19 protein-coding genes are annotated in these 25,250 nt (G+C 41.6%); 3 read left to right on the top strand and 16 right to left on the bottom strand.

All coding sequences use genetic code 11. From position 1 onward, the window contains the following. Positions 1-887: 887 nt before the first annotated feature. From ABJD71_RS02120 to ABJD71_RS02095, 6 genes are all read right to left on the bottom strand, one after another. Positions 888-1,517 carry a hypothetical protein gene (locus ABJD71_RS02120; protein WP_348163817.1) on the bottom strand — a complete coding sequence of 210 codons (630 nt, stop codon included), beginning with the start codon at positions 1,515-1,517 and terminating at the stop codon, positions 888-890. A 21-nt stretch (positions 1,518-1,538) separates the two neighbouring features. Continuing rightward, positions 1,539-2,441 (bottom strand): archaetidylserine decarboxylase, encoded by a 903-nt coding sequence (gene asd, locus ABJD71_RS02115; RefSeq protein ID WP_348163814.1) that lies wholly within the window; start codon positions 2,439-2,441, stop codon positions 1,539-1,541. A gap of 2 nt (positions 2,442-2,443) precedes the next feature. After that, the gene (locus tag ABJD71_RS02110; RefSeq protein WP_348163811.1) at positions 2,444-5,152 is read right to left on the bottom strand and encodes a glycosyltransferase; all 2,709 of its coding nucleotides are present in this window, start codon (positions 5,150-5,152) and stop codon (positions 2,444-2,446) included. 2 nt (positions 5,153-5,154) lie between these two features. After that, positions 5,155-6,930: an aminotransferase class III-fold pyridoxal phosphate-dependent enzyme gene (locus tag ABJD71_RS02105; RefSeq protein ID WP_348163808.1), complete on the bottom strand. Its 1,776-nt coding sequence runs from the start codon at positions 6,928-6,930 to the stop codon at positions 5,155-5,157. Positions 6,931-7,063: 133 nt separating this feature from the next. Continuing rightward, positions 7,064-10,192: an efflux RND transporter permease subunit gene (locus tag ABJD71_RS02100; protein WP_348163805.1), complete on the bottom strand. Its 3,129-nt coding sequence runs from the start codon at positions 10,190-10,192 to the stop codon at positions 7,064-7,066. After that, complete coding sequence (locus ABJD71_RS02095; protein WP_348163802.1) at positions 10,189-11,310, bottom strand: efflux RND transporter periplasmic adaptor subunit; 1,122 nt, start codon at positions 11,308-11,310, stop codon at positions 10,189-10,191. The genes ABJD71_RS02100 and ABJD71_RS02095 overlap by 4 nt, the downstream gene beginning before the upstream one ends. 215 nt (positions 11,311-11,525) lie before the next feature. Here ABJD71_RS02095 and ABJD71_RS02090 point away from each other — a divergent pair, with 215 nt between their 5' ends. Next, positions 11,526-11,897: a nuclear transport factor 2 family protein gene (locus tag ABJD71_RS02090; RefSeq protein WP_348163800.1), complete on the top strand. Its 372-nt coding sequence runs from the start codon at positions 11,526-11,528 to the stop codon at positions 11,895-11,897. A gap of 36 nt (positions 11,898-11,933) precedes the next feature. On the opposite strand, the gene ABJD71_RS02085 is transcribed toward ABJD71_RS02090, so the two are convergent. The 4 genes from ABJD71_RS02085 to ABJD71_RS02070 form a co-directional block, all read right to left on the bottom strand. After that, positions 11,934-12,317: a VOC family protein gene (locus tag ABJD71_RS02085; protein WP_348163798.1), complete on the bottom strand. Its 384-nt coding sequence runs from the start codon at positions 12,315-12,317 to the stop codon at positions 11,934-11,936. 350 nt (positions 12,318-12,667) lie between these two features. Next, positions 12,668-14,641, bottom strand: coding sequence for a RecQ family ATP-dependent DNA helicase (locus ABJD71_RS02080; RefSeq protein ID WP_348163795.1), 1,974 nt, complete (start codon positions 14,639-14,641; stop codon positions 12,668-12,670). Between the two features lie 68 nt (positions 14,642-14,709). Next, the gene (locus ABJD71_RS02075) at positions 14,710-14,949 is read right to left on the bottom strand and encodes a DUF2164 domain-containing protein (protein ID WP_348143662.1); all 240 of its coding nucleotides are present in this window, start codon (positions 14,947-14,949) and stop codon (positions 14,710-14,712) included. 63 nt (positions 14,950-15,012) lie between these two features. Further along, positions 15,013-15,807 (bottom strand): hypothetical protein, encoded by a 795-nt coding sequence (locus ABJD71_RS02070; RefSeq protein ID WP_348163792.1) that lies wholly within the window; start codon positions 15,805-15,807, stop codon positions 15,013-15,015. 110 nt (positions 15,808-15,917) lie between these two features. Between ABJD71_RS02070 and ABJD71_RS02065 the strand changes: the two genes are divergently transcribed. Both ABJD71_RS02065 and ABJD71_RS02060 read left to right on the top strand, forming a co-directional pair. Beyond that, entirely contained in the window at positions 15,918-17,282 is a 1,365-nt protein-coding gene (locus ABJD71_RS02065) for a hypothetical protein (protein WP_348163789.1), read from the top strand. A gap of 71 nt (positions 17,283-17,353) precedes the next feature. Beyond that, positions 17,354-17,725, top strand: a complete 372-nt coding sequence (locus ABJD71_RS02060) for a DUF2750 domain-containing protein (RefSeq protein WP_348163786.1) — start codon at positions 17,354-17,356, stop codon at positions 17,723-17,725. 72 nt (positions 17,726-17,797) lie between these two features. Here the strand turns inward: ABJD71_RS02060 and ABJD71_RS02055 are convergent, their stop codons facing one another. From ABJD71_RS02055 to ABJD71_RS02030, 6 genes are all read right to left on the bottom strand, one after another. Then, positions 17,798-20,116, bottom strand: coding sequence for a S9 family peptidase (locus ABJD71_RS02055; RefSeq protein ID WP_348163783.1), 2,319 nt, complete (start codon positions 20,114-20,116; stop codon positions 17,798-17,800). Positions 20,117-20,131: 15 nt separating this feature from the next. After that, positions 20,132-20,776 (bottom strand): UPF0149 family protein, encoded by a 645-nt coding sequence (locus ABJD71_RS02050; RefSeq protein WP_348163780.1) that lies wholly within the window; start codon positions 20,774-20,776, stop codon positions 20,132-20,134. Positions 20,777-21,192: 416 nt separating this feature from the next. Continuing rightward, a complete protein-coding gene (locus tag ABJD71_RS02045; RefSeq protein ID WP_348163777.1) occupies positions 21,193-22,323 on the bottom strand; it encodes a PatB family C-S lyase in 1,131 nt (376 codons plus the stop codon). 59 nt (positions 22,324-22,382) lie between these two features. Continuing rightward, on the bottom strand, positions 22,383-22,769 hold the full coding sequence (locus ABJD71_RS02040; RefSeq protein ID WP_348163774.1) for a response regulator: 387 nt from the start codon (positions 22,767-22,769) through the stop codon (positions 22,383-22,385). A 115-nt stretch (positions 22,770-22,884) separates the two neighbouring features. Beyond that, positions 22,885-24,450 (bottom strand): SulP family inorganic anion transporter, encoded by a 1,566-nt coding sequence (locus tag ABJD71_RS02035; protein ID WP_348163771.1) that lies wholly within the window; start codon positions 24,448-24,450, stop codon positions 22,885-22,887. Positions 24,451-24,605: 155 nt separating this feature from the next. Continuing rightward, on the bottom strand, positions 24,606-25,226 hold the full coding sequence (locus tag ABJD71_RS02030; RefSeq protein WP_348163768.1) for an FKBP-type peptidyl-prolyl cis-trans isomerase: 621 nt from the start codon (positions 25,224-25,226) through the stop codon (positions 24,606-24,608). Positions 25,227-25,250: the final 24 nt, after the last annotated feature.

Below are 25,250 nucleotides of genomic sequence, written 5' to 3'. Positions count from 1 at the left end.
TTGTCAAGCAATGTTTAATGCCGAATAACAATATTAATATCCGGAAAAATTCCGTGTTTAAATACGGAATTTTTCCTAGATCTTGCTGTTATGGGGAGTTGCAATAAATACAGCTTAAACCATTAGCATAAATAGTATTCAAAAATGCCGCAGCCGATGCTTTTTATTTAGCTGTTGATAATCACCGCTAGAAAAGTTGATGGCCTAAAGCCCAACCTACAGTTACTTAATAACCTTTTCTTTGTGTGCGAAGCACATGCTTTTTATTTACTCGCGACTAGAACTTACAGAGCTTACATGGACATCCATAATAACTAACTGCCTAGCAACCTAAAATTCTCAATCGGTGCAAACGATGCTCTTGATTTTCCGCGACTACAAATTTCCCATAAAATGACTGGCTTGTTGAGTGTTCGAGCATGGACGCTCGGACAAGGCAATCTTTTATAGCTCGGAGCGGCTTATTGCCGTCTCAACATCAAAGCCAATCATTTTATGGATTAGGAATTTGATCGGAGCGCGGCCTCTTTCTGGTTACTCTTTCTTGGCTGTTGTAGAAAGAGTCACTAGCTCTCACGGATGTGAGTTAAAACCTGCATGGATGCAGGTGAGCGAAGCGAATGCTTTATGAACGAAGTGAATAATATCAGTGTACGAAGTACATACCCCGTCGCGCAGCGATGCCCTGTGCGAAGCACATAAGTAAACAAAGAGAATAATCTTAGTGCGCACAGCGCATGCACTATTCGATACGTAACGTAAAAACAAAAAAGCCAGCGCCCTATCAAGAACACTGGCTCAACTAACTGCTTGTGCTTTTATTTTATCTTGTTTTTCTTATCTCTTATTCATAAAACCTAGCTATAAAGCTAGGTTTAAATGTTCGATTACAAGACTTTGTTCTCAAAAGAGGCTTCTTCGTACCAGTCTTCCATGTTGTCGTACATTTCACCTTTTAAGATGAAGTATGGCGATTTGTGATAAATCTTAATGTCGTGAAAGGGGTCGGTGATGATTTTGCTCGCCCATACCAAACCAGACTGCACGCCCATTAATTTAAATAAATGTATGGTTCTAAATGCGATAGCGCCCAAACCTACGACTAACCAGATAATGGCCATGTTATCTACAAAGCTAAAAAAGTTAGCGGCCGGTGTGAATATGCCAAAAAAGGTGGGGTTAAAAAATAGCACAATTGGCACTAGCGCCCAAATCGATAGCAACACCACCTTACGCTGTAAGTTGTAACCCACTTTTACGCTTTCTTTGTATTCGTGAGTGGCTTGATTGACCCTATCGTAATCAAGTGGCTCAAAGAAAAAGTGCCCTGTTTGGCGTAACGTCATGGCTAGTAACCACCCCACTAATGCGGCAATAGCAGGATAGAAAAACACCAATACATAGCTTGCCAAAAAACACATGGCACTTAACAAATGTAAGAATTGGTTGATTCTGTTGTGGTGATAATAGCGGTGGTCATCCCAGCGCTGTTGTTGTAATTCTTGTAAGAAAGTCATGTAATTACCTTTGATTTATTATTAAAAGTGGTTGGTGTGGCCGCCCATTAGAGGTTGGCCCATTTTGATATACCTGCCTTCTTTGATCTCTTTGCAGAATTCATAGTTAGCAGTTGCGAATAAAATAATGGTTGAGCCATGTTGAAAATATCCCATCTCATCGCCCTTAGAAAATGACGCATCACATGGCAACACATTTGGCCCTTTGTATTTAAGACTTAGGGTGTCTGACAAAAATTTGAATTTCATACTGGCAACCAGAATGGCTGCCACTGGCACTAAGGTAATACTGCCTAGGGTGTTGTCGGTATGTAGCTCTATCACTGCCCTTTCGTTTTTGCAAAATAGCTTTTCTACCCGCTTTAGGGCCACTGGGTTGACGTTCCAAGTATCGCCAGATATGTACGAGACGTTCTTCACATCGCAAGCTATTGGCGCATGAAACCTGTGATACATGCTCGACTTTAACCTCAAAGTGACAAACTTACCGTTTTGGTATTTTTCTTGTAGGTACACATCGGGGATAAGCTCACTAATATCATAGGGAAACCCTTTTGCTTGAAACACCCTAGAGCCTCTAATTTCACCATGGGCGCCCACTATGGCATCACAGGGGCTAGTAACAATATCTGGGCCTTCGGTAATGGGTCGCAGCCCATCTTTTAACTCACGGGTAAAGCACTCACCTAAGCTGCTAAAGTGTTGTTTTTTAGCATCTTGTAAGCGTAAATCTTCGGCAAATAATGACCACACCCAAATAGAGACTCTAGTCAATAGCGGGCTTTGAATTTGACTAAACCAACCAATAAAAAAGGTTAACCACCGACGCGGAATACGATTAGTCAGCAAAAAATTGATTTGCTCTTTTTTGGTTAGGGTTTGAACCGCACTTTTTTGAACCCCACTGTTTATGCTTGAACTCATGCTTAAGCAACCGTTCTTTGATTATTGTACATAAGCGGTAACGCTAGCCCCATGTCACTTAAAAACTGCTGCATGATAGGCTCAGCTTGGTATTGGGCGGCTCGAAGTACCGCTTGCTGGGCCATGCTGTGTTGCAGAGATTTATCTGCAAAAAAAGTCTCGATGCTCTCGGCCATTTCGGCTGTTGAGTCGACTAAGAAACCACTTTTATGGTGCTCGATAATATCTTTTGGCCCTTTACAGTTGTAGGCAAGGGTTGGCATGCCATGCACAAAAGACTCAAGAATAACGTTTCCAAAGGTGTCGAACCGAGAAGGAAATACGAACAAGTCTAAGCTCAAATACAAAGAAGCTAATTCTTTCTTACTTTGCCAGCCCAGATAAATAGCTTCTGGCATAGCAGCTTGCAACTCTTCTAAGGCTGGGCCTGAACCTGCAATCACTATTTTTAAATCTGGGATGGTTTGCTGTGCTTTTGCGACAATTTCGGGTAAGTCGAAAATACCTTTTTCTTTGCTGATGCGACACGCAATAAACAGCACCGGAGTATCGTCAGTTGCATTTGGGATAATGCTAGATTTGCTGATCCTCAAGGCTCCTAAATCTCTTGGTTGTGTATGGTGAGCGGTTAGTAATACCTTGTCTTCTGGTAACTGCATTTCGTGACCAATTAACCATTCTTTGTGCTCACTATTTAATACAAATACACCGTCGTATCTATTGTATAAGGCCCGCATTAAGCGGCGAATACGGTCACGACCATATTGATTTAGGTCTGTGGTATGTTTAATAAAATCAATCCAGTCGGTATGCATAAAGAAGTAACTTGGCACATTAAACATCTGCTGTATAAACATAGACACCAAGGCCATTGGCCCTTCGGTTGAGCACACAATACGGTCGTAACCACCTTCGTAGAAAATCTTGGCAATTTCCATTAAGTCAGGAATGCGGATCGTCTGCTCGCCGTATTTTTGCAGTTCAAATTCAGCGACAGGTTTAACTACATGCAAATGGCTTGCAGCTTGGGCACTGCTGTGGCAAATCAAAAAATCTACAGGTAAATCTGCTCTTTGTATTTCTTTTAATTTGCCTGATAGTGAATTAGACACACCGTTTTTATCTAGCAAAGTATCGGTAAGGTACAAGGCTCGATTGGCATGTTTATTTTTACCAATTTGCCCTGCAAAGCGGTTTAACAAAGTGCGGTTTTGGTACAACACCCGAGTAGAGGCCAAAGTTGCCCCCGCTAAAATCAAGCTGATCAAAATAGGAAATGACAAGCTATCGAGCATTTTCTCAACTCGCACATTACTCATGTTGTCTTGGCGTTTACCATCGCCAAAAAACAATGCGGTGAGCTGACTAGGTATCTCAAATTTTTGGGTCATCTCTTCCATCGAGAAACTGTCTATTTGTAGGCCTTTATTACCTTGTAATTCTTTTGCAACGCGGCTCGCTATCAGCTTATTTAGGTTAGTATATAAGTCGGCAATGGCGTGGCTAACGGTTTCTGTAAAAGCCTCTGGCCCTAGCTTTTTACTGTCAGCAATTTTTTCTAATTGCTTAATACAAAATTGATAATCTTTAGAGACTTGCCACTTGAGCAACTTGCTTGGCTTTTTACCCTGCAATGCCTCGTGTACAAAAGAGAAAAACTTCATGGTTTTCTTATGTTTTTGCATCTCAAGTAATAAGTTACTCACGGCAAAACAACCGATTTTGTCCCAGGTTGAGCCTCTGTGTAACATGATACGAAACAAACCAGGGTCTTTGATTTTGGTAGCCACCTGAGAGAAGTAATCAAGCAGGGCTATGTTTAACTTTTGGTTTTCACCCACTTGCCCAAATGGTGCTACATCGCCTTTTTTAAGGGCTTCCAAAATTAATTCTGAAGCAGGTTGAGTTTCTAGGCGTTGTTGCAGGTTTTCAACGTACAGCATAGAGCCGCATTGCCCAGCAAAAATACCGGTGTGATCATCAGAGCCCCCCGTCAACACTTTGGGCTGGTATGGGTCTACGGCAAAATCAGCTGGGTTAAGATTATGCTTTTTAGCATAAGCGATAATTTTTGCTGGAGTCAGGCTTTCAACCCAATTTAGGGTTAACACACTTTGCCATAGGTCACGTTGTCCGTTTAGCACTTCAAAGCGTGAAAACATTACCGCGAGCTTTTCAAATAAATCTAAATCGATCTTTTCGTTACGGGTATAAAAATATAAAGGGTGCGGCATGATCACCGGAATATCATTAGCCGCCACGTAGCGTAAAAAGTCATAAATATCTTGACGTTTTTTATTGAGAACCACCTCTTGTTCTTGGCTAAAACCGTAAGTCAAAACATGAATAAACAAATCATACTCAGGGAAAAAACAGGTGAACTCAGCACCCACCAACACATCAAGCCCTTTGGCTTTTAAATCCCAACATGAACGGGCGTTGTTGTGATTGGTTATGGTGACTACATCGCTGCCATTTTTCTTTAACAGATTGACTAACTTTTTGGTTTTGAGCCAGGTCTCTGGTAAACGTAAAATGCGGCCCCATAACTCATCAGGGATATCGCTGTTGTGGTCGTGACAGTGAAAATCAATTTTTAAGCAGTCTTCGGGGTTAAAGCGACGACTCTGTTTATCTAAAAACTCGTTATATTCGTTTTTTAATGATGCACGAAAGTCATTTTGCTGTATTTGATTTGTTACGTTCAACATACTTAACCCACCTTGTCGCTGTTACTACTGATTGAAGGGGCAGAACTCATTTCATTGAATGCACCACTCGCCTCACTGGTATTGAGGTTTTGATCAATTAAAGGTGAGGCTAAAAACCGCCCCATCGCTGGAAATTTAGCCCGCAACATATCGTTTAAGAATTGTTTTTTAATGGCATTATTGGTGAGGGCTACTGAGCTCCACCACCAGCCATCAGCTTGCATTTGTGTAGCCCCCGCAACAAAGCGCTTAATGACTTGCTGAAACTCTTGGTCGGTATAACTTAAGTTCATGATAAAGCGGCCTGTGCCCGTCCAGCTTAACTCTAATCCAGCGTCTCTTAGATAAAATTGCAGCATCCAGTTGTAACGACTCGGTTGGGTATACATCACAGATAAAATAGAGTGCATATTGGTGATCTGAATTGGCAATTTGGCACTTAACAATGCTTGGTTAAATTGTGCGGTTCGGCTGTTCCACACTTGCTCAGCTGTGGCGTAAATCTCTTGTAACTGTGGCTGTTGCACTCGAGTCAGAAACTCGTTCATAGCGGCTATTACGTATGGGTGGGAGTTAAAGGTACCTCTAGCAAAAGATACGTCTATCGGTTTATTGTCTTTAAATCGTTTCATCAATCTGTGGGTGCCTGCCACTGCCCCAACCGGAAACCCGCCCCCTAGGGTTTTACCATAAGTCACCATATCGGCTTGAATACCAAAAAAGCCTTGGGCACCTCTATGACTTAACCTAAAGCCAGTAAAAACCTCATCAAAAATCAGCACTATGTTACGCTTTGTGCAGACTTCTCTGATTTTTTCTAACCAGCGTGTATACACGTTTTTATCAAAGTGAGTTTTCCGGTCACTAGCCACAAGCGACACATCAGAAGCCGAGTCAGCATTAGGGTGAAATGCCTGCAACGGGTTAATTAGCACGCAGGCTATGTCTTTACGGGTATTCAGTATATGTAGAGTTTGCTCACTTAAATCAGATAATGTGTAGACATCATGGGTTTTACGATTATTACCAATACCCGGTTGTACTCCGTCCCACCAGCCGTGATAAGCGCCACAAAGTCGCACTAAATGGGTTCTACCTGTGTGATAACGGGCTAGCCTTACGGCTTGCATAACGGCTTCGGTGCCAGACATGTGAAACGAGACCTCATCTAACCCTGATACCTGTTTAGTTAGCTCAACGTTTTCGGTTATTAAGGGGTGATAAGCCCCAAGTACAGGCCCTAGTGCTTTGGCTTTCTCTGAACCAACATCCATGCACGCTTTGTAAAAATCGTATCCAAATACATTCACGCCATAAGAGCCAGACAAGTCGTAACGCCAATTACCGTCTAAGTCTTTAACTTGTGAACCTTTGGTTTCGCAGGCGATTGAGCCTAGGGTGAATTCTTTAGTGAGCTGACCTCGATAAGGAAAGGGAATACGGTAATGGCTAGTAAATCTTACGTCAGAAACACTTTCTTCAAGGGGTTCGTAATGGGCAATGGTTTTGCTGCACTTGGCTCGTATGTTTTGTTGTAACTGCTGTAAACCTGCACGGCGTTTATCTGCAATATCTTTTGGTGCACCATCTGAGCAAAAATAGACTGAGTCTTGATAGGTAAAATAAGGAATGTTGGCAGCAATGCGCCTAGACCATTTACTATGACCACGTAACGAAGGGTGTTTAGCTTTAGACAATTGCAGTCGAATAATTACCTTATAAACAAGGTAGATGCCAATAAAAGCTACGATAAAAAAATAAAGGTTAGTCTGCTGCATATGACACTGTTATTTGTCAGGTTTTGCATAAACTAGCACGGCATTTTGATAAATTTATTTCACTTTTGAGACTCTTTTATTACAGCTGACAATGCCCTGCGTCAGGGCATTGTTTCAGCTTGAAGTAATAGGATTACTCTGTAATGGCAGATTCAGGTTGAGGGGTTGCCTGATACTTTTTAGTTTCGTTTCTGGCTTTTAACGCGAGCAAACAAGGAGTTAACACTAAGGTAAGGACAGTAGCAAAAGCCAAACCACCAGCAACCGCAGTCGCCAGTTGCGACCACCATTCGGTTGATGGGCCACCTATATCTACATTGCGACCTATAAAGTCGATATTGATTTGGGCCACCATAGGTAACAAGCCTAAGATAGTAGTAACAGTTGTCATTAATACAGGGCGTAACCTTTGTGCCCCAGTGCGCAGTATCGCCTCCATGTAGGGCAAGCCCTCTTTGCGCAATATGTTGTAGGTGTCAATCAACACAATATTGTTGTTTACCACTATACCCGCCAACGAAATCACCCCAATACCTGACATAACTATACCGAACGGTTGCTGAAATATGAGTAACCCTAAAAACACCCCTACCGTTGAAAACAGCACCGCACTTAAAATCAAAAAAGCTTGATAGAAGCTATTAAATTGGGTGACTAAAATAATAGCCATCACAAATAGAGCCACTAAGAATGCATTAGATAAAAAGGCAGTCGATTCGTCTTGCTCTTCGTTTTGCCCTTTCACCACCAAGGTCACCCTTGGGTCTAAATTCAAATCAGGCAGTTGTTCTTGTAATTTAGGTAACTCGATACTCAGCAATTCGTCGGGTGCCATATTGGCTTCAACCATAAGTACCCTTTGACTATCTATATGTCGGATTAAATCTGTTTTAGGTTGGGGGGTACGCTCTACAAAGTTAGAAATAGGTACCATGCCATTGGCGGTTTTCATTCTTAACTCATCTAATTTTCCGATAAATCTTGAATCCACTGGGTAACGCACCAAAATATCCAATTCATCGTCGACATCATCAGGGCGGTACTCTCCTATTTTTAAGCCGTTCGTCACAAGTTGTACTGTGCTTCCCACCAAGGTGGCGTCTGCTCCAAACCTTGCTGCATCGCTTCTGTTGACCTTAAGCTGCCATTCTATTCCCGGTTTTGGCGCAGTATCGCTTACCGCAGTAAACTTATCGTTTGCATCTAATGCTGCTCTGACTTTTAAGGCTGCTTTGTCTAACAGTTCAGGAAACCTTGATGACAGCTGAATTTGCAAATCTTTACCCGACTGGGGGCCGTTTTGATCAAGTGAGATTTCAATGTCCATGCCTGCTAAGTCTGCCACTCTTTGCTGTACTTTTTTGAGCACTTCGTCTGAATGCACCCGTAAATGCCAATCAACTAAATTAAGGCGTAGGTAACCTACTCTATCGCTACCGCCACTGCGAACATACAAGGTTTCTATCTCTTCCATATCAAGCAGTCTGTCTTCAACCTTTTTGACAACTTGGTCTTTCTCATAGATAGACATATCGCCAGCACTACGCACCGTAATATTAATGCCTTTTACATCAACATTAGGGAAAAACTGTGTACCTAAACCAGACATGTAATAAGCGCTAAAAGAAAAAATAGCCGCCACTATTGCCAGCAATAGCATTTTCCATGGATGGCGAATAGCCGTATCTAGTACACGAATATATTTACCTGTAAAACCCTGTAAATTACGAATGTCGCCATTTTCAGCTTCATGTATTTGTTGTTTATCAAAATCAGAAATATAACGGGGCTTTCCAAATACCCCACCAAGCACAGGTACAAAAATTAGCGCCATCAGCAAGGAGGCAGACAACACCGCAATGAGGGTAAAAGGTAAATACTTCATAAACTCACCCATCATACCCGGCCAAAACATCAGGGGGGCAAATGCAGCAAGTGTTGTGGCAGTTGATGCAATAATTGGCCAAGCCATACGCTGTGCAGCGCGGCTATAGGCCACTCTTTTATCTAAACCTTCGCTCATGCAGCGGTCGGCATATTCAGTGACAACTATCGCCCCATCAACCAACATACCCACAGCCATAATCAGTGAGAACAACACCACCATATTTAAGGTGTAACCAAACAAAGAGATGATTAATATTCCTGTCAAAAAAGCGCCAGGAATTGAAACCCCTACCAAAAATGCAGTACGCAAACCTAGTATTGCCACTATCACCACAGCCACTAAAATAACGGCACTTGAGACATTATTTTGTAAATCATTGAGCATGGTGTTTACTTCAATACTTTGGTCGCCTGTGTAGCTGACCATAATGCTCGCAGGCCAAATTGCAGAGGCTTGCGCCGCAGACACCAGATGTTTGATGTTAGCCACGGTCTCTATCATATTTTCGCCAGGGCGTTTTTTCACCTCTAACGACACCGAAGATTCACCGTTTAATCGGGCAAAGCTACTTGGGTCTTTGTAAGAACGTCTTACCTGAGCCACATCTTGAAAGGTGATCACACTATCACCTTGCACTTTTACAGGCTGTTCCATGACATCTTTTACTGATTCGAATACCGAAGGTACTTTTACCGCAAAGCTACCTTTGCCGTTGTCCATAGTCCCTGCCGGAACCAGCTTGTTATTGCGTGACAATAAATTAAGAATATCGGCTTGGTCTAGCCCATAAGACTCCATTAAGAGAGGATCGACTACAATCTCGACTATATCTTCTCGGTCTCCGCCTATATCGACTTCAAGTACTTCACTTAGGCCTTCTAGGCGATTTTTTAACTCTCGTCCAACTGTCACTAACGCACGCTCTGACACAGGCCCAGACAAAACAACGGTCAGCGCGGCTTTTTGCCCTGCTATAGTCACTTCGTGAATAGTAGGCTCTTCTGTTTCAGTGGGGAGCTTGGCTTTAGCTACGGTGACTTTGTCGCGCACATCAGCTAAAGCGGCAACAGAATCTAAGCCGGCTATAAACTCAAGGGTAATACTTGCAAACCCTTCTCCAGAGGTGGCGCTCATTTTTTTTAGGCCATCAAGAGAACGCAGCTCACGCTCCATAGGCTTAACCAGCATGCGTTCAGAATCTTCTGGCGATATACCATCATGAGTAATAGACACATAAATGATAGGAATAGGCACATCTGGCTCGGCTTCTTTAGGAATATTTATGTAAGTGACCACTCCAGACACCAATAGCAACACAAATATCATCAACACCGTGCGGCTGTGACTTAAGGCTCCGGTAATAAGACTGTTCATTGGGTAGCCTTTGACGATAGTGTTTGAGACTCTTTAGAAGCTTTGTCAGCATAAACCACTTCAACTTTATCACCATCAACTACGAAGCCATGACCTAAGGTAATCACATCAGCAGCTTCACCAAGACCAGACAACCACACGCCTTCACTGTCACTTTTTACAATATCGATGGGCACAAACTTCACATGCTCATCAACTACGGTTTTCACCCCTAAATTGCCATCGTTGTCTAATGCCATTACCGCAGGAGTAATCCTCACTGCCCATGTTTTTTGAAGAGGTAAAGCGAGTTCAGTACTCATACCGGCCACTTGTGTGAAATCTGGATTCGGCACAGCCACCTCAATTTTAAAGGTGTTGGTATCGCCATCAGAAACACTTGAAACATAACGAACTTGCCCTTGAAGTACCTCGCCAGAAACCATTCTGCCAGACGCAGGCTGGCCCTTAGTCAAGCTGTTAATATTTGCTTCGGTTACTTGCGCATTGATAACTAATGGGTCTAAGTCCACCAGCTCGGCAATTTTATCGCCATCTTTTAACAGGTCACCCACTTCAACAAAACGCTGATTCAATATGCCATCGAAAGGCGCGGTAATTTCTGCTCTGGACAATGCCAACTCATAAGCTCGTACATCTGCTTTTGCCATCTCAAGGTTAGCTGTGGCTTGCGCTACTGCGGCTTGAGACTGATAGCCTTTTTCTTTTAAAGATTGCGCACCTTTAAGCTCTACTTCTCTTTGTTGTAAGGTTGCCTTTACCGCAGCTAAGCGACTGGCGGCATCGCTACTCTCAAGGCTAACCAATTTTTGCCCTTTACTAACACGTTCGCCTTCTTGTATATGAATAACTTCAACCAAGCCTTTTACTTCTGAGCGTAACGTGGCAACTCGGTCTGGTTCGGTTCTTCCATATAAAGTGATTTCTCGAGTCACTTCTGTAGCTTTCATGCGCTCTACGGTCACTCTTACCAAAGCAGCATCTGCATGGGTTTTAGCTGCAGGCTTCTTGTCTTCAGCATTCAACATACCCGACCCCACCCATAAACATAGCGCAACAAAAATAATCAGCGCAATCCAAGCGGGTTGTTGTCGTAACTTAGTGAGTGCAGAGGGCATTAGAAATCCTTATAAAATTGACCGCGCTATATTAACTAATTTATGAAAAAGAAAGCACTGAATTAACAAAGTAAATGTTACTAAATACGTATTAAAGTAACAGGCGGTAAAACAACTAGCACGTTTGAAACATTCTGTAACCTAAGACCACTAACGACGTTAGCCCCCTCTTCAATTTGGTATATAATCAAAACTCAATAACTTTGGAGTAAAACATGGCAGATCCTATAGTAACGTTCTTCGATGCATGGCAATGTGCTGAGACAGAGCAACGACTCGAGAAAATAAACCAATCGGTTACAGACAAGATAAAATACGATGACCCACGCACACCACAAACAGTAGATGGAAAAACCGCTTTAAATGAATATGTTGGGATGTTCAGCGCGAATGCTCCAGGCTGGTCTGCCAAAGTAGTTGGCTGCGACACCACAGCAGGTATGACAAGAGCCACTGTTGCATTTGGAGGCAAAGGCCCAGATGGCAAAGACATGATTCAGCACGGCCAATACTTTATTGAAACAGAAGACGAGCTAATATCACGTATGGTTGGATTTGCAGGAACAAGCCCAGATTTAGAAAAGTAGCCTTTAAAGGCTACTTTTCAGTTCATTCAAGTAGGTTTAATCGGCTGCAGACACATGTTGATCAACCATAATTTGGTTACCATCAGGATCTTCAATAATAAAATATGCTGGCCCTGTAGTTGATTTGTCTGCCTCAGTTAGTGGAGTAATACCACTTGCCTTTAGCGTACTTTGAAGTTCACGGATATCAGTGAAGTCAGCCAGCTTATTGCCTTTATTATCCCAGCCAGGGTTAAAGGTTAATATGTTATCTTCGAGCATGCCCTGAAACAAACCTATGATTGTCTGTTCGTTTTGAAGCACTAACCAATTTTGCGACTGGTCACCCCCTCGCACCGTAAACCCAAGCTTTTCATAAAAGACCCTAGATTTTTCAATATCCTTAACAGTGAGACTGACAGAAAAATTACCTAATTTCATAGCTGATTCACCTATATGAGTTGATGTTGAGGAAACTGATGTTGTTAGACAACCAGTTAAGAAACCTACAATTAATAAAAAGCCTAGCCTAGACAAAAAAAATTGTCATTTTAATTATGGCTGTTTGTGGAAGTTGCCCCCTGCGGATGTTCGAATTCATTCCCGATGAATTTGTGGTTACGCCTTTTGTCGTTTGACCATTAATTTATTGGATAAATTTAGAACGTACTTTAGTGTGCAACAGAAAAAAGCGCCGTTAATTTAAGTGATAATGCTCACCGCTAGATAAGCTGACGGGCTAAACCCCGACCTACAAATTATGCATATTCTTATCTTGTGGACAAAGCACATTAAAAAGCATTGCCCAACACCTCACCCACAATCTGCTTAACATCCCCATAGCGACAATGCTCACAACTCCCAAACCCTGCCACTTGCCTAACCTTTAATCGCGTAAACAGCGGCATGGTCATGGCGGTTAAAAACCGACAATAAATAGACTCAGTTAGCTCTACATCTGTTTTACCCGCAAGATGAGTTTTAAGGGCTGCCATAGCTTCGGCCACTTGGGTTTTATCTGGCGTTGTAATGGGTGATGAATACTCAAGCTTAGCGACTCTCCCTAAACATACACTGCAATGACCGCAGTGCTCGGGGACTTGATTATCATCAAAATAAGCCGATAAATTGTAATTTAAGCATTTATCTAATTCAAAAAACCGTACTAATGTGGCGATACGTTTAACTTCTTTAAGTTCGTTTTCGGCAAAGTACTGGGCCAAGTTTTGCGCTAAGTCAGTGGACAATAGTGCCCCTTGGTTAACTTCGTACACATCGGTAATTAACCGTGAGGCTAATTCGATGTGATTATGTTCATGCAAATATTCTAAAGCCGAGACTACCCTACTACGGTCTGCGCCATAGGCTTGGTAAATGTTATCAAAATTCACCACACCCCAGACCTTTTTCATATCGGTGTGGGTGAATACGGCATTTAAAAAGTCACCCCGCTCTTTGGAAAATTGACTTAAAATACTGCCTTTGTCTGTGATGAATTTATATTTAAACTCGGCAAAATAAGCATATAGCGGGCGAACAACCTTCGCTAACTCTAATTGTACAAGTAAGGTTTTTAGGGGTAATTGCCGAATATTGCTCAATGTAGACAAACTGTTTATTTGAGTTTCCCACTGAAATTTATCAGCAACAGAGACGCCTTTACCTTGGGCGGCAATGTCGTCTATCACCCGTTGAATGGCTGACAAATCTGGCGTATCACCGTACACAAAGTTTTCGATTGTTACTAAACCATCTAAATTAGCTAATACACTACAATTAGCAGCTTGCCCGTCTCGGCCCCCGCGACCTATTTCTTGGCTGTAGTTTTCAATAGATTTAGGTAAATCGTAATGCACCACAAAGCGTATATCTGATTTGTCTATTCCCATACCAAAGGCAATGGTAGCCACCACAATTTGCAACTTGTTTTGCATAAAATCTTGCTGAATAGATTGCCTAATATCGCTGTCTAAACCGGCGTGGTAGGCTTTTGCTACACAGCCATTTTGCTTTAAAAAGCCAGCCACTTGCTCTGCCGTTTGCTGCAATGTTACGTAGACAATTCCTGCGCCTTGTTGCTGTGACACTTGTTGTAATAGCGCTTGATTTTTATGGGCTTCAACCACGGGTATCACATTAAGATTAAGATTAGCCCGATAAAACCCTGTTTGAATAATGTCATTAGGGGCAATGGCAAACCTGTTCGCCATATCGTGTTTGACTTTTTTAGTTGCGGTTGCTGTGAGTAATAACACTAAAGGTATGTTTAACTCTTGTTGATAACTGGGTAATTTTAAGTAGTCAGGACGAAAGTTATGGCCCCATTCAGAAATACAGTGAGCTTCGTCAATCACTAACATAGATACTTGAATAGACTCTATAAATTGCCTAAAGCGTTCGTTTTTGAAACGCTCTACCGACACCATTAATATTTTGCATTGACCAGAGCGAACATCGTGCATTACTTGTTTGTTTTGCTCAGCTGTTAAGGTTGAGTCGATACTGGCTGCTGCGATACCTTTGCTGTGTAAAAATTCGAGTTGATCTTTCATTAACGCTAGTAGCGGCGACACCACTAAGGTTAAGTGGGGTAAATGGGTTGCCACAAACTGATAACACAAAGACTTGCCCGACCCTGTAGGAAAAATAGCTAAGGTAGAGCGTTGATTTAATAGGCCTTGTACCACTTCTTGTTGACCGGTACGAAAGGATGAAAAACCAAATTGGCTTTGTAATAACTCGGTGTAGTTTAAATTGGGGGTCATTTGCTTGTGCCTTCCTTGTTTAGGTTAACTATCCACAACGCAATCAAGGCTAGGTTTGTGAGTAACATTTACGATTTCTCTAACTGATAAATAGCATCGGTAAATGAGTCCATTCTTTCTACTAATACTGCCTGAGCGTCGTATAGTCCTTGATTATAGTAAAGGCTTCCCATTTCTTTAGAAATAAAGTCAATTAAAAAATCAGCATCAAATTGCCCAAGCTCTACATCTAATTCGGTTGACATATACCTCTGTAACTTAGCGATGATTTGTTGTTTTTGTTGAGGTGAAAACTCAATTTTTGACACTTATATTCTCCGGAGATATTGAAATACAAAACAAGTGAGCACTAACTATTGTGCAAGCTATACTTAATCAAGCAGGCTCGCACGAAAGTTAATCATGCTTTGCGGCAACAGTGGGTTTGTTAACGTAAAAAGTGTTCTATCTTTTAAATTGAATGTTTCGAGCAGATTATCATGATACTGATTAAAAATTGCCGAGAACCCATCCGTTTTCTGTAAAACATCTAAGCCCTGTTGTATGCGCTTGGCTAACGCTGGCCGTTCTGGGTTGACATAAAACACCAGCGGAAAAGGATAATACAGCATTAAAGAGGGTTCTATACTTAAGCCTTCAAGTGGCTCAGCAAATTGTTGATATATGCTTTCGATTTCGTTTACGCCGAGGGCTACGTAATCGCATTCTTTATTTCTAAGACGCATGAACAGATCTTCCAATCCCCCCCGCTCAACGACTGTATAATTGTTGTGCCTAAACAGCGCTGCATCAGCCCAAGTATTAGGGATACCAATGCGCTGTTGTTGTAGCGATTTTTGAGTCGTAAAACTAGCAAACTGCGATAATGAAGCGTCTCTAACTATCAAAAGTCTAAACCCCAACAAACCTTTTGTGAGTGGGCTGGGGATCACTAGCTTGTTGATGCCATCAAATTTACTGTTTCCTGCGACGGTAACCAAGATATCTGCGCCAGTCTCAAAAATACGACCTTCATCATCGGCATCGGGGTAGTCGGTATTGTCGATACAAACCTGTACCGCTTTATGCTTGTTGTCTGTGACAGACAAGCAGGCCTTTAACAGGGCCACTTCATAGTTTTGTCTGGCAACCGATTTGTTGCCATTCCAAAAGTGTATTTTACCCATCCGTTTAATCCTCTTTATAATCCACATGGCCGAATTACGGCTCTTTTCAGTACTTATTCGTTAACAGCTGCCATACAATTTAAAACATATTTTTAACGTTAAGGCTTTTTATGCAATTTACGACTTTTCTATTATCTAGTTTATCAAGATTATTAGTAGTAGTGTCCTCGTTACTGTTACTAGTTGCGTGTGCAGATACCAAGCAATCAAGTACCCCTTCTGTGGTTTCAATCACTAACAATGATGGTAAATACTTACTATCTGTAAATAACACTCCATATCAAGTAAGAGGGGTAGGCCTAGGATTTAAAAACATAGAAAAAGTAGAAGCTTTTAAAGCTGCTGGCGGTAACACATTTAGAACGTGGGGAATGGAGCACATTGATGAAGAGTTAGCGATTGCAGCGCAGCTTGACTTGATGATTGCTGTTGGTATCAGCACTGGCAAAGAGTTGTTGGGATTTGATTACAATGACGAAGCAGCTGTCGCCAAACAATTTAAAGAAGTGACCGCTGCCATAGAGAAATATAAACACCACCCCAATGTTTTAATGTGGGTTATCAACAATGAGCCCAATTTGTTATTTGATGACCAAGGTAAGCTAAAAGACGTTAATCCAAAAGTTTACGCTGCTATGGGCGACATCATTGACTATATCCACGTAAACGACCCTAATCACCCAGCAACCTTTAGTTTAGCTGGTGCGAACCCCAAGCACATAAAACAAGTTGTTAAGTACGCACCCAATATCGATATTATTGCCGTACAAACCTATGGTGACTTAATCACATTACCTAAGAGCATTGCACAAGGTGGTGTGGATAAACCTTACATGGTGACTGAGTTTGGTCCGATGGGGCACTGGGAATTACCCACTACAGCATGGGGCCGTGAAATCGAAGAGCCAAGTGCCGTGAAAGCAGCAGGTATGGCTAAGCGTATGCAAGAGGTTATTTTAGATGACCAAACGGGCAAAATAATTGGATCATTTGCATTTTTCTGGGGGCAAAAACAAGAGCGTACTCCTACTTGGTACGGTATGTTCAATGAAACTGGTGAGCATACTGCCCGTATTGATGAGCTTACCAAAATGTGGACCGGGCAATACCCTGCTAATCGCGCCCCTTTATCGAAAGCCATGACTATTAATGACACGCCAGCTGTTAATAATGTGTACTTAACACCCGGACAAACCGCTACCGTGAAAGTACTGGTGTCAGACCCAGATGGTGATGCTCTAACCCATGAATGGGTGTTAATGGAAGAAGTACAAGCCCGTAGCCAAGGTGGTCACTTTGAAGCCAAACCAGCTGAACTTGTTTTAGAGATAGTAAAGACAGACGTATACGCAGACTCTGTTGAAATGATATTTAAGGCACCACAAGAAGCAGGCGAGTATAGGTTATTTAACTATGCATACGACGGAAATAACAACGTTGGCAATGCAAATATTCCATTTATGGTAAAGAATTAAAAACAACTAGAGACTAGCGCATCACTTTGCTCTAGTCTGCATGTTTTAGAACACGATATTTTGGAATGACTATGTCTAATCCCCCAAGCGAATTTACTAACTTTACCCCAGAACAACGCCTGACTTACTTAGTTAAAGAGTGTGTCGCATCCAATCAAGTGTGGATACTGACAGATGAAGACGGCTGCGTTATGTTAAACACTGAAGATGAAGACTGTGCACCTGTATGGCCAAGCGAAGCAACCGCAAAAGCATGGGCCACCGGAGATTGGGAAGCATGTCAACCGCAGGCTATAGACCTAAAAACGTGGCATAGTCGCTGGAGCCAAGGCTTAGAAGACGACGATGTGGCTATTGTGGTGTTTCCAGATGAAAAGGATGAAGGGCTAGTCATGTCTGCTTATGAGTTTGATTTAGAACTAAAAAACCAAGCTAGAAAGTAACCCTTTTTAAACATTAAGTCGGCGGCCTCAAAAATGTTAGGAGCAGCCGCTTAGTCAGTCATAAAAACTAAATTACAGGTTATTTATAAAATATTGAGCTCTCAACGTACTCAAATGTAATGACGTTCCCTCACCTTCAACAATTCCATGACGTCTATTTGGGTAAGTCATCAGATCAAATTGCTTATTATGTTTAACTAGCTCATTGATTAGTAACTCACTGCCTTGATAATGCACATTGTCATCACCTGTTCCGTGCACTAGCAACAGTTTACCTTCGAGCTTAGCAGCATGAGTAATAGCAGAAACCTCTGTATAATTGTTTATATTGTCTTCAAGTAACCCTGAATATCGCTCTTGGTAAATAGAATCATATAATCGTTTATCTGGTACGGGAGCTTGAGCCACACCTACTTTAAAGATATCTGACTGCCTAAATAGTAAGTTTAAGGTTAATGAGCCGCCACCTGAATGCCCCCATACACCTACACGGTCACAGTCTATAAAGCTCCAACGAAGACACATGCCGTTAATTGCATCTGCTTGATCTTGCGTTTCTTTGTTACCATCGCTCGCGTAAATAGAACGCCTCCAGTTGTGACCTCTTGGTGCAGCTGTGCCTCTATTATCAATAGATGACACCACAAAACCTTGCTGAACCATCATAAGGTGCCACATCCCCCTGTTACCCTGCCAAATGTCACGCACAGTTTGGCCTGCAGGTTCTCCGTAAACATAGTGAATGAGTGGATACTTTTTGGTTTCATCAAAATTTGACGGACGTAACATATAACCGTCTAAACGCAGGCCGTCTTGAGCTTTTACGTTAAAAAATTCAACATCGCCAACGTCTAATTTAGTCAGCTTAGCTGTGAGCGCTGCGTTATCTTCCATTACATGATGCACCTTGTGATCAGGTAACGAAACTAAACTGTAAACCGGTGCCGATAAGAAAGATGAATGCTGGTGTATTGCCCAGCTAGAATCTGCTGAAATCTGATAGCTATTAGTGCCGCTTAATTCTTTTGGAGTCACTTGCTCCATTTGGCCACTGCCATCTAAGCGAGTACGCTGTAAGTAACGTTGAGATACGTTGTCAGGAGAGGCAATAAAATATAACCAACCATTTTCTTCATCAATGGATACAAACTGGGTAACGTCAAACTCCCCTGGCGTCAAATCGATGTAGCTTTTTCCATCTCTAGATACACGATGAATATGCTTCCAACCTTCTTTTTCACTTTGCCAAATAAAATCGTCTGACTGTTTCAACCATTTAGGCTCAACCATTAACTCTATAAAAGTCTCTTCTTCTTCTACTAAGAATCTTTGCGCTTCACCTGTATCGGCATTTGCGTAAAACAAAGTGTTAGTATCTTGCTTGCGATTCATTTGTTGGATCAAAAGCTGCTCATTATTATTTGCCCAGTCCATTCTTGGTAGATACATGTCTTTGGCAATACCAGGTAGCTTGACCCACTGAGTCTTAGCGTTTACAACGGAGACCACACCTATCTTTGCTGCAGCGTTTTCTTCGCCTACTTTAGGGTATGGAATTGCCGTAACTTCAGGATAAAGCGTGTCGGTGTTGTTAATGATCAAAAAGTTTTTAGCAGCATGAGTATCAAGCTGCCAAAATGCAATTCGCTTACTATCTGGACTCCAGCGAAACCCGTCTCGAATCGAAAACTCTTCTTCATATGCCCAATCAAATAAGCCATTAATAACATTATCTGAACCGTCAGACGTGAGTGCCGTTATCTTGCGAGTTTTAAGGTCCTGCACATAGATATTGTTATGCATCACGTACGCAAACTTCAAACCATCTGGAGAAAACTTACCAAACATCATTTGGGCGGGTTCAGTTTGTTTACCGCCTAATTGCCACAGCTCATCAGTATTAAAGTCGCGGACCCAGTAATCACCTCGATCTTTGTGACGCCAAACATACTCTGCATTGGTGAAGATAAGTATTTTTGATTTGTCGTCAGACCATTGGTAGTCATCTATGGGTAAGGCTTTGTCTGAGCCTTGAGGTTTTAATTGCACTAATGGCAGTAACACAGTTCGTTCTAATGTGGCTGGATCGTATTTTACAATCTCTTCATATATTTTGATGTCATCGCCGTACCTGTCTTTTTCTAGCTTGATATCTTCAAATCCGGGAGCTGTTTCTAAAGCACTATAGCTTGCACCTTCATCTAACCAGCGTACTGCTCCAGGTCTTTTAGCGTTGTATTTCCAATCGCCATAAATCGCTTCATTGGTTAAAGTTTCACTCACTTTCATAGGCTCCACATAATTTGATTGGTCAGTAGTGATACATGCAGATAAAGTAAACAAAGCGACAACTAATGTTGTGATTTTTTGCTTTAAGTTAGGATGATTCATTGATGTCTTCTCTGATTAATGTTGTTCAAAGGTTTCAAATTGATTAGGTAAAAAGTCCACTAGTCTGCCTGACAATCCTACATAGATTTTCATAGATTCTCCAAAAGATTGAAAAATTTTAGGTAACATATTCTCAAGAGAATCATTACCCCGTTGCTTAGCTTGAGCAACCGCTAAAGGCATATCTGCAAAAGTGGTAAACATATACAAACAATGACTTAAGTCTTTTTGCAGCGTCTGCATTTCTTCTATTTTACTCACTTGCATTTTATCCCATGCATGCTGCCAAACCGCCTCAAGTTGGCTATGACCTAACAACATTCCTTGGCACCACAATGCTAAATATTTTTGTTCTGAACTACGCCTAACTCCAATACCAGCAGGTAATTGAATAATTTCATCACTCATGTTTTTTAGCTGATTTTGTAGCAGTGCCATCAATAAATCAGTTAATTCATCCGCCTGTTGTGTACTGCTCAGTTGATTGCTTTTTTTGATAACCCAAGGTAACCAAATTTCTGGCATGGGGATTTCTGGTGCTGCTGCTGCTGCGAATACAGCCCCTTGAATAAATTCAAAAGGATGAACCGCATCATTCAACTCTGGTGATGCACATAGCGCCCTGAGCCTGGTTTCTACACCTGATGTATTTTTAAACATACATTACTAGTTCTCATAAAATCATACCCACAATAAACCAGAAGCATGCCGCGAGTGCAACGGTAAATCAACGACTCAACACCTTAAAAACAACTTGTATCAAAAATTCCGAGTTTTAATTACGTTCACCTTAGTAACGTGATTAGTAACAAAGGTGATGTCACGGCTAATGAAGTCAGTAAGGCTACCCAAGCCTATGTGCTCCATGGTACATCTACATTATTATTTGGTTGTGGTGTTATTATTATTTTTAACAGCCGCTACTGATGTCTACTCAGAAGGTCATACCATGGTCTCGGATTGCAAGCCTTTTGCTTACCCCTAGGTGCTAAATACAGCTTTTAGTCTGCCCTATTAGCGCTTAAACAAAAAAGGCTTAACCTTACGGTTAAGCCTTTTTTAAATCTATCTAAACCTTAACAAGTTAACAGTGCAATGGCTTTTTCTAGTTGCTCACGGGGGCAACCAAAGTTAATACGCACATAGTTCTTATCACCAAAATCAATACCTGGTGACGGACCAATACCTTTATCTTCGAAGTACTTTTGAGGGTTATCTACCCCGAGCCCACTAGCATCTATCCAAGCTAAAAACGTAGCTTGAGGAGTGAGTAGTTTCAGGCCATCTATTTTTTCAATTTCAGCGGCTAAGTAATCTCTGTTACCACGCAAATACGTCAGTAAATCTTGTCGCCAATCTTCACATTCTGTGAAGGCAGCCTGAGTTGCACTAAGGCCCATTACATTGACCCAAGGCACAAGACCTTGTGCAGCTTGACTAAAACTTTTTCTTGTTTTGGCATCTTCAATAATGGCAAATGACGTCCCTAACCCTGCAACGTTGAAGGTTTTACTAGCGGCCATTAATGTAATCGCTTTGCCTTTAAACGCTTCTAGCTTTCCTGCTGGAATATGCTTGGCATGCTCATCAAGAATTATGTCACAGTGAATTTCATCAGAACAAAGCATCACATTATTTTGAACACAAATGTCACTAACACGCTGCAACTCTTCTAGTGATAAAACTGTACCAACAGGGTTCATTGGGTTGCACACAATAAACAGCTTACATTTAGGATCGGCAGCTTGTTTTTCAAGATCTTCAAAGTCAATAGTCCAGCGACCGTCTATGGCAACCGTACTAATATCAACTCTTTCTAGGCCATTTAGCTTTGGTGCGGCTATTAATGGCGGGTAATTGGGAGTTTGCACCATAACCTTATTTCCCGGCTTACAAAAAGCCTTGCAGACAACATTAAAAGCAGGCACTACGCCTGGCGTCCACACTATCCACTCTGGTGAAATAGCCCAATCATATTGCTTAGCCAACCACTCAACTACTGCCTGATTAGCAGGAGCATGGTGTGCAGGTAATGTGTAGCCCATTAAGCCGTGTTCTGTACGTTCTTTTAACGTTTTAAGAATAGCAGGGGCGCATCTGAATTCAGTGTCTGCGATCCACATAGGTAAGATATCTCGGCCTTTGTACTTTTCCCATTTGTAGGCATAGCTAGGAGATCTATCAATAATTTTATCAAATTGGTGCATTGAGTTTGTCACTTAGTAGTTATTAGTAATATTAGTGCAGAGGTATGTACTTAAATTTATTACATTTCTGCATCACGAATTAGACGTTCGACTTTTGAAATAAAGTCATTGCTACGGAAAGGTTTAGCAACAAAGTCTGAAGCCCCTAAACGCATAGAATTTACGACTAAACCTGCTGTGGCTTTGCCTGTAAGCATCAGAAAAGGACAATTAGCACTCTCTTTTCGCAGGGCAGACAAAATATCTAAACCACTAACTTCAGGCATTACCCAATCACAGATAACTAACGATACGCTAGCTATACTGTTACTTTTAATGAAAGCTAACGCTTCTGTGCTATTCGAATAACTAATTATCTTTCCTGATATTAGCTCTTCTAAAATAATCTGAATCAACTCTAATGTGACAGTGTCGTCATCTATAATTAATACATTGCAGTTATACACTCACTCTTCCTTAATTTAGCTAACCGCCTGGTTTTATATACACATTCCTAATCATAGGTTAATTTAAACTTCAAAACAAAAGCCCAGATTTAACTAGGCTTATCTGCATAACGACTTAACCTAACTTATTAGAAGCAACATGATAGCGAGGATCTTCATTCAAGTTCATCTCGACATATTGTTGAGCTTTGGTCATCAACTGACGACACTCTGCACTGATATGCCTAATGTGTAGCTTTTTGCCTTGCTCTTGATATTTATCAGCTAAGCTATCAATGGCATCGACCCCTGAAGAATCCCATACTCTTGACTCTTTGAAATCTATGACTACATCTTGAGGGTCGTTTTGAGGGTCAAATAACTCTTTGAAATGTAAAGCTGAACCAAAGAATAACGGCCCATCTAATTCATAAACCTTCCAACCATCTTCATCATTGTGAGTACGGGCATTAATGTGGGTAGCGTGTTTCCAAGCAAACACTAATGCCGACACAATCACCCCGACGATAACAGCAATAGCTAAATCAGCAATAACGGTTACTGCTGTTACTAAAAACAACACAAACGCATCTTCCTTATTAACACCTCGAATAATTTTAAAAGAAGCCCATTCAAATGTGCCTATCACTACGATAAACATCACGCCAACTAAAGCCGCTAATGGGATCATTTCAATTAATGGGGCTGCAAATAAGATAAAACCAAGTAACACAACAGCTGCAGTAATGCCTGATAATCGACCGCGACCACCTGAGTTAATGTTAATCATACTTTGACCAATCATGGCACAACCGCCCATTCCGCCAAAGAATCCATTCACTGTATTCGCTAAGCCTTGGCCCATACACTCCCTATTACCTTGACCACGGGTATTCGTCATTTCGTCAATCAAAGATAAAGTCAGTAAAGATTCTATTAAGCCGATTAAGGCTATGATCACTGCTGTAGGTAAAATAATGTATAAAGTTTCAAAGGTGAAAGGCACCATAGGAATAGCAAACGTTGGTAGCTCACCCGCTAATGTAGCCCCTGCTTTTTGATCTTCTGGCAACATATCGCGCACGAAATCGATTACGGTTCTGGCTTCTAAATCTAAAACATGTACTAGTACAGTCACGCCAACAATAGCCACAAGTGATGCAGGCACTGCAGTGGTTAACTTTGGCAAAAAGAAAATAACCGCCATAGTTAATAAAACTAACCCTACCATAATGTAAAGGGCTTCACCTTGCATCCATACTGCATTTCCTAGCGCATCTAAAACTTTAAACTGGCCTAGCTGGGCAAGAAATATAACAATTGCCAGCCCATTCACAAACCCCAGCATCACAGGATAAGGGACTAAGCGGATGAATTTTCCTAATTTACATATACCTGCAACCATCTGTAATAAACCAGCCAGCAATACCGCTGCAAACAAATATTGAATGCCATATTGCGCAACCAATGCAACCATGACAACGGCTGTCGCACCAGTGGCACCTGAAATCATTCCGGGCCTACCACCAGCGATAGATGTTATTAATCCCATCATAAACGCGGCGTATAGACCTACCATTGGCTCAACACCAGCAACAAAAGCAAAGGCAACCGCCTCTGGAACCAAAGCTAAGGCAACGGTGATCCCTGACAACACGTCATTTTTCACAGTACCGTCTTTACTGGTAATCAAATTAAACATCTTACTTTCCATTATCAGGGTTATAAAAATAAAGACGCGCAGGTTACCAGAATTTACAAAAAAGTTCTTTTAACAGATTGTAAAATTACAAATAAAAAGCACAAAAAAAGGCCGGATAACCGACCTTTTTTAGTACAAGTTTTAAATTATTAAAACTATGCAACTATATCTAATAGCTCAACATCAAACACTAAGGTACAGTGTGGACCAATTGCTCCACCAGCGCCTTGTTCGCCATAGGCTAGTTCAGCAGGGACATGCAACTTCAATTTAGTGCCCACTTTCATAAACTGAAGGGCTTCAGTCCAACCTTTAATTACACCATTTACTGGGAATTCAGCTGGCTCACCACGGTCGTAAGAACTATCGAAAACAGTGCCGTCTAAAAGTGTACCGTGATAATGAGTGCGCACTGTAGAAGTTAATGCTGGTACATCGCCTTCACCCTGAGTGATTACTTCATATTGCAAACCACTGTCTGTTACCGTTACTTCTTCACGCTTAGCGTTTTCTGCTAGGTATGCTTCACCTTCAGCAATTACTCCAGCAAATTGCTCTGCTTTAGCTGCTTGCATACGCTCATGAATTTCATTGAAAGCAACACGTAAGGTGTCATTATCAACTTGCGCGGCTTTTTTCTCAAAAGCATCGGCTAAACCAGCTTGTACAGCTGAGATATCTAAACCTTCAAAAGGGTTGGCAGCTAGTTGCTCGCCCATTTGTAAACCAATTCCGTAACTCGCTTGTGTTTCTACTGTAGAAAATTTATCTGACACTATAACTCCTAACTAGCCTCACTC

It is taken from the genome of Paraglaciecola sp., assembly GCF_039943935.1.
Taxonomy (GTDB): Bacteria; Pseudomonadota; Gammaproteobacteria; order Enterobacterales; family Alteromonadaceae; genus Paraglaciecola.
The sequence above is the reverse complement of the archived record's forward strand: the minus strand, read 5'-3'. Positions and strand labels throughout refer to the sequence as shown.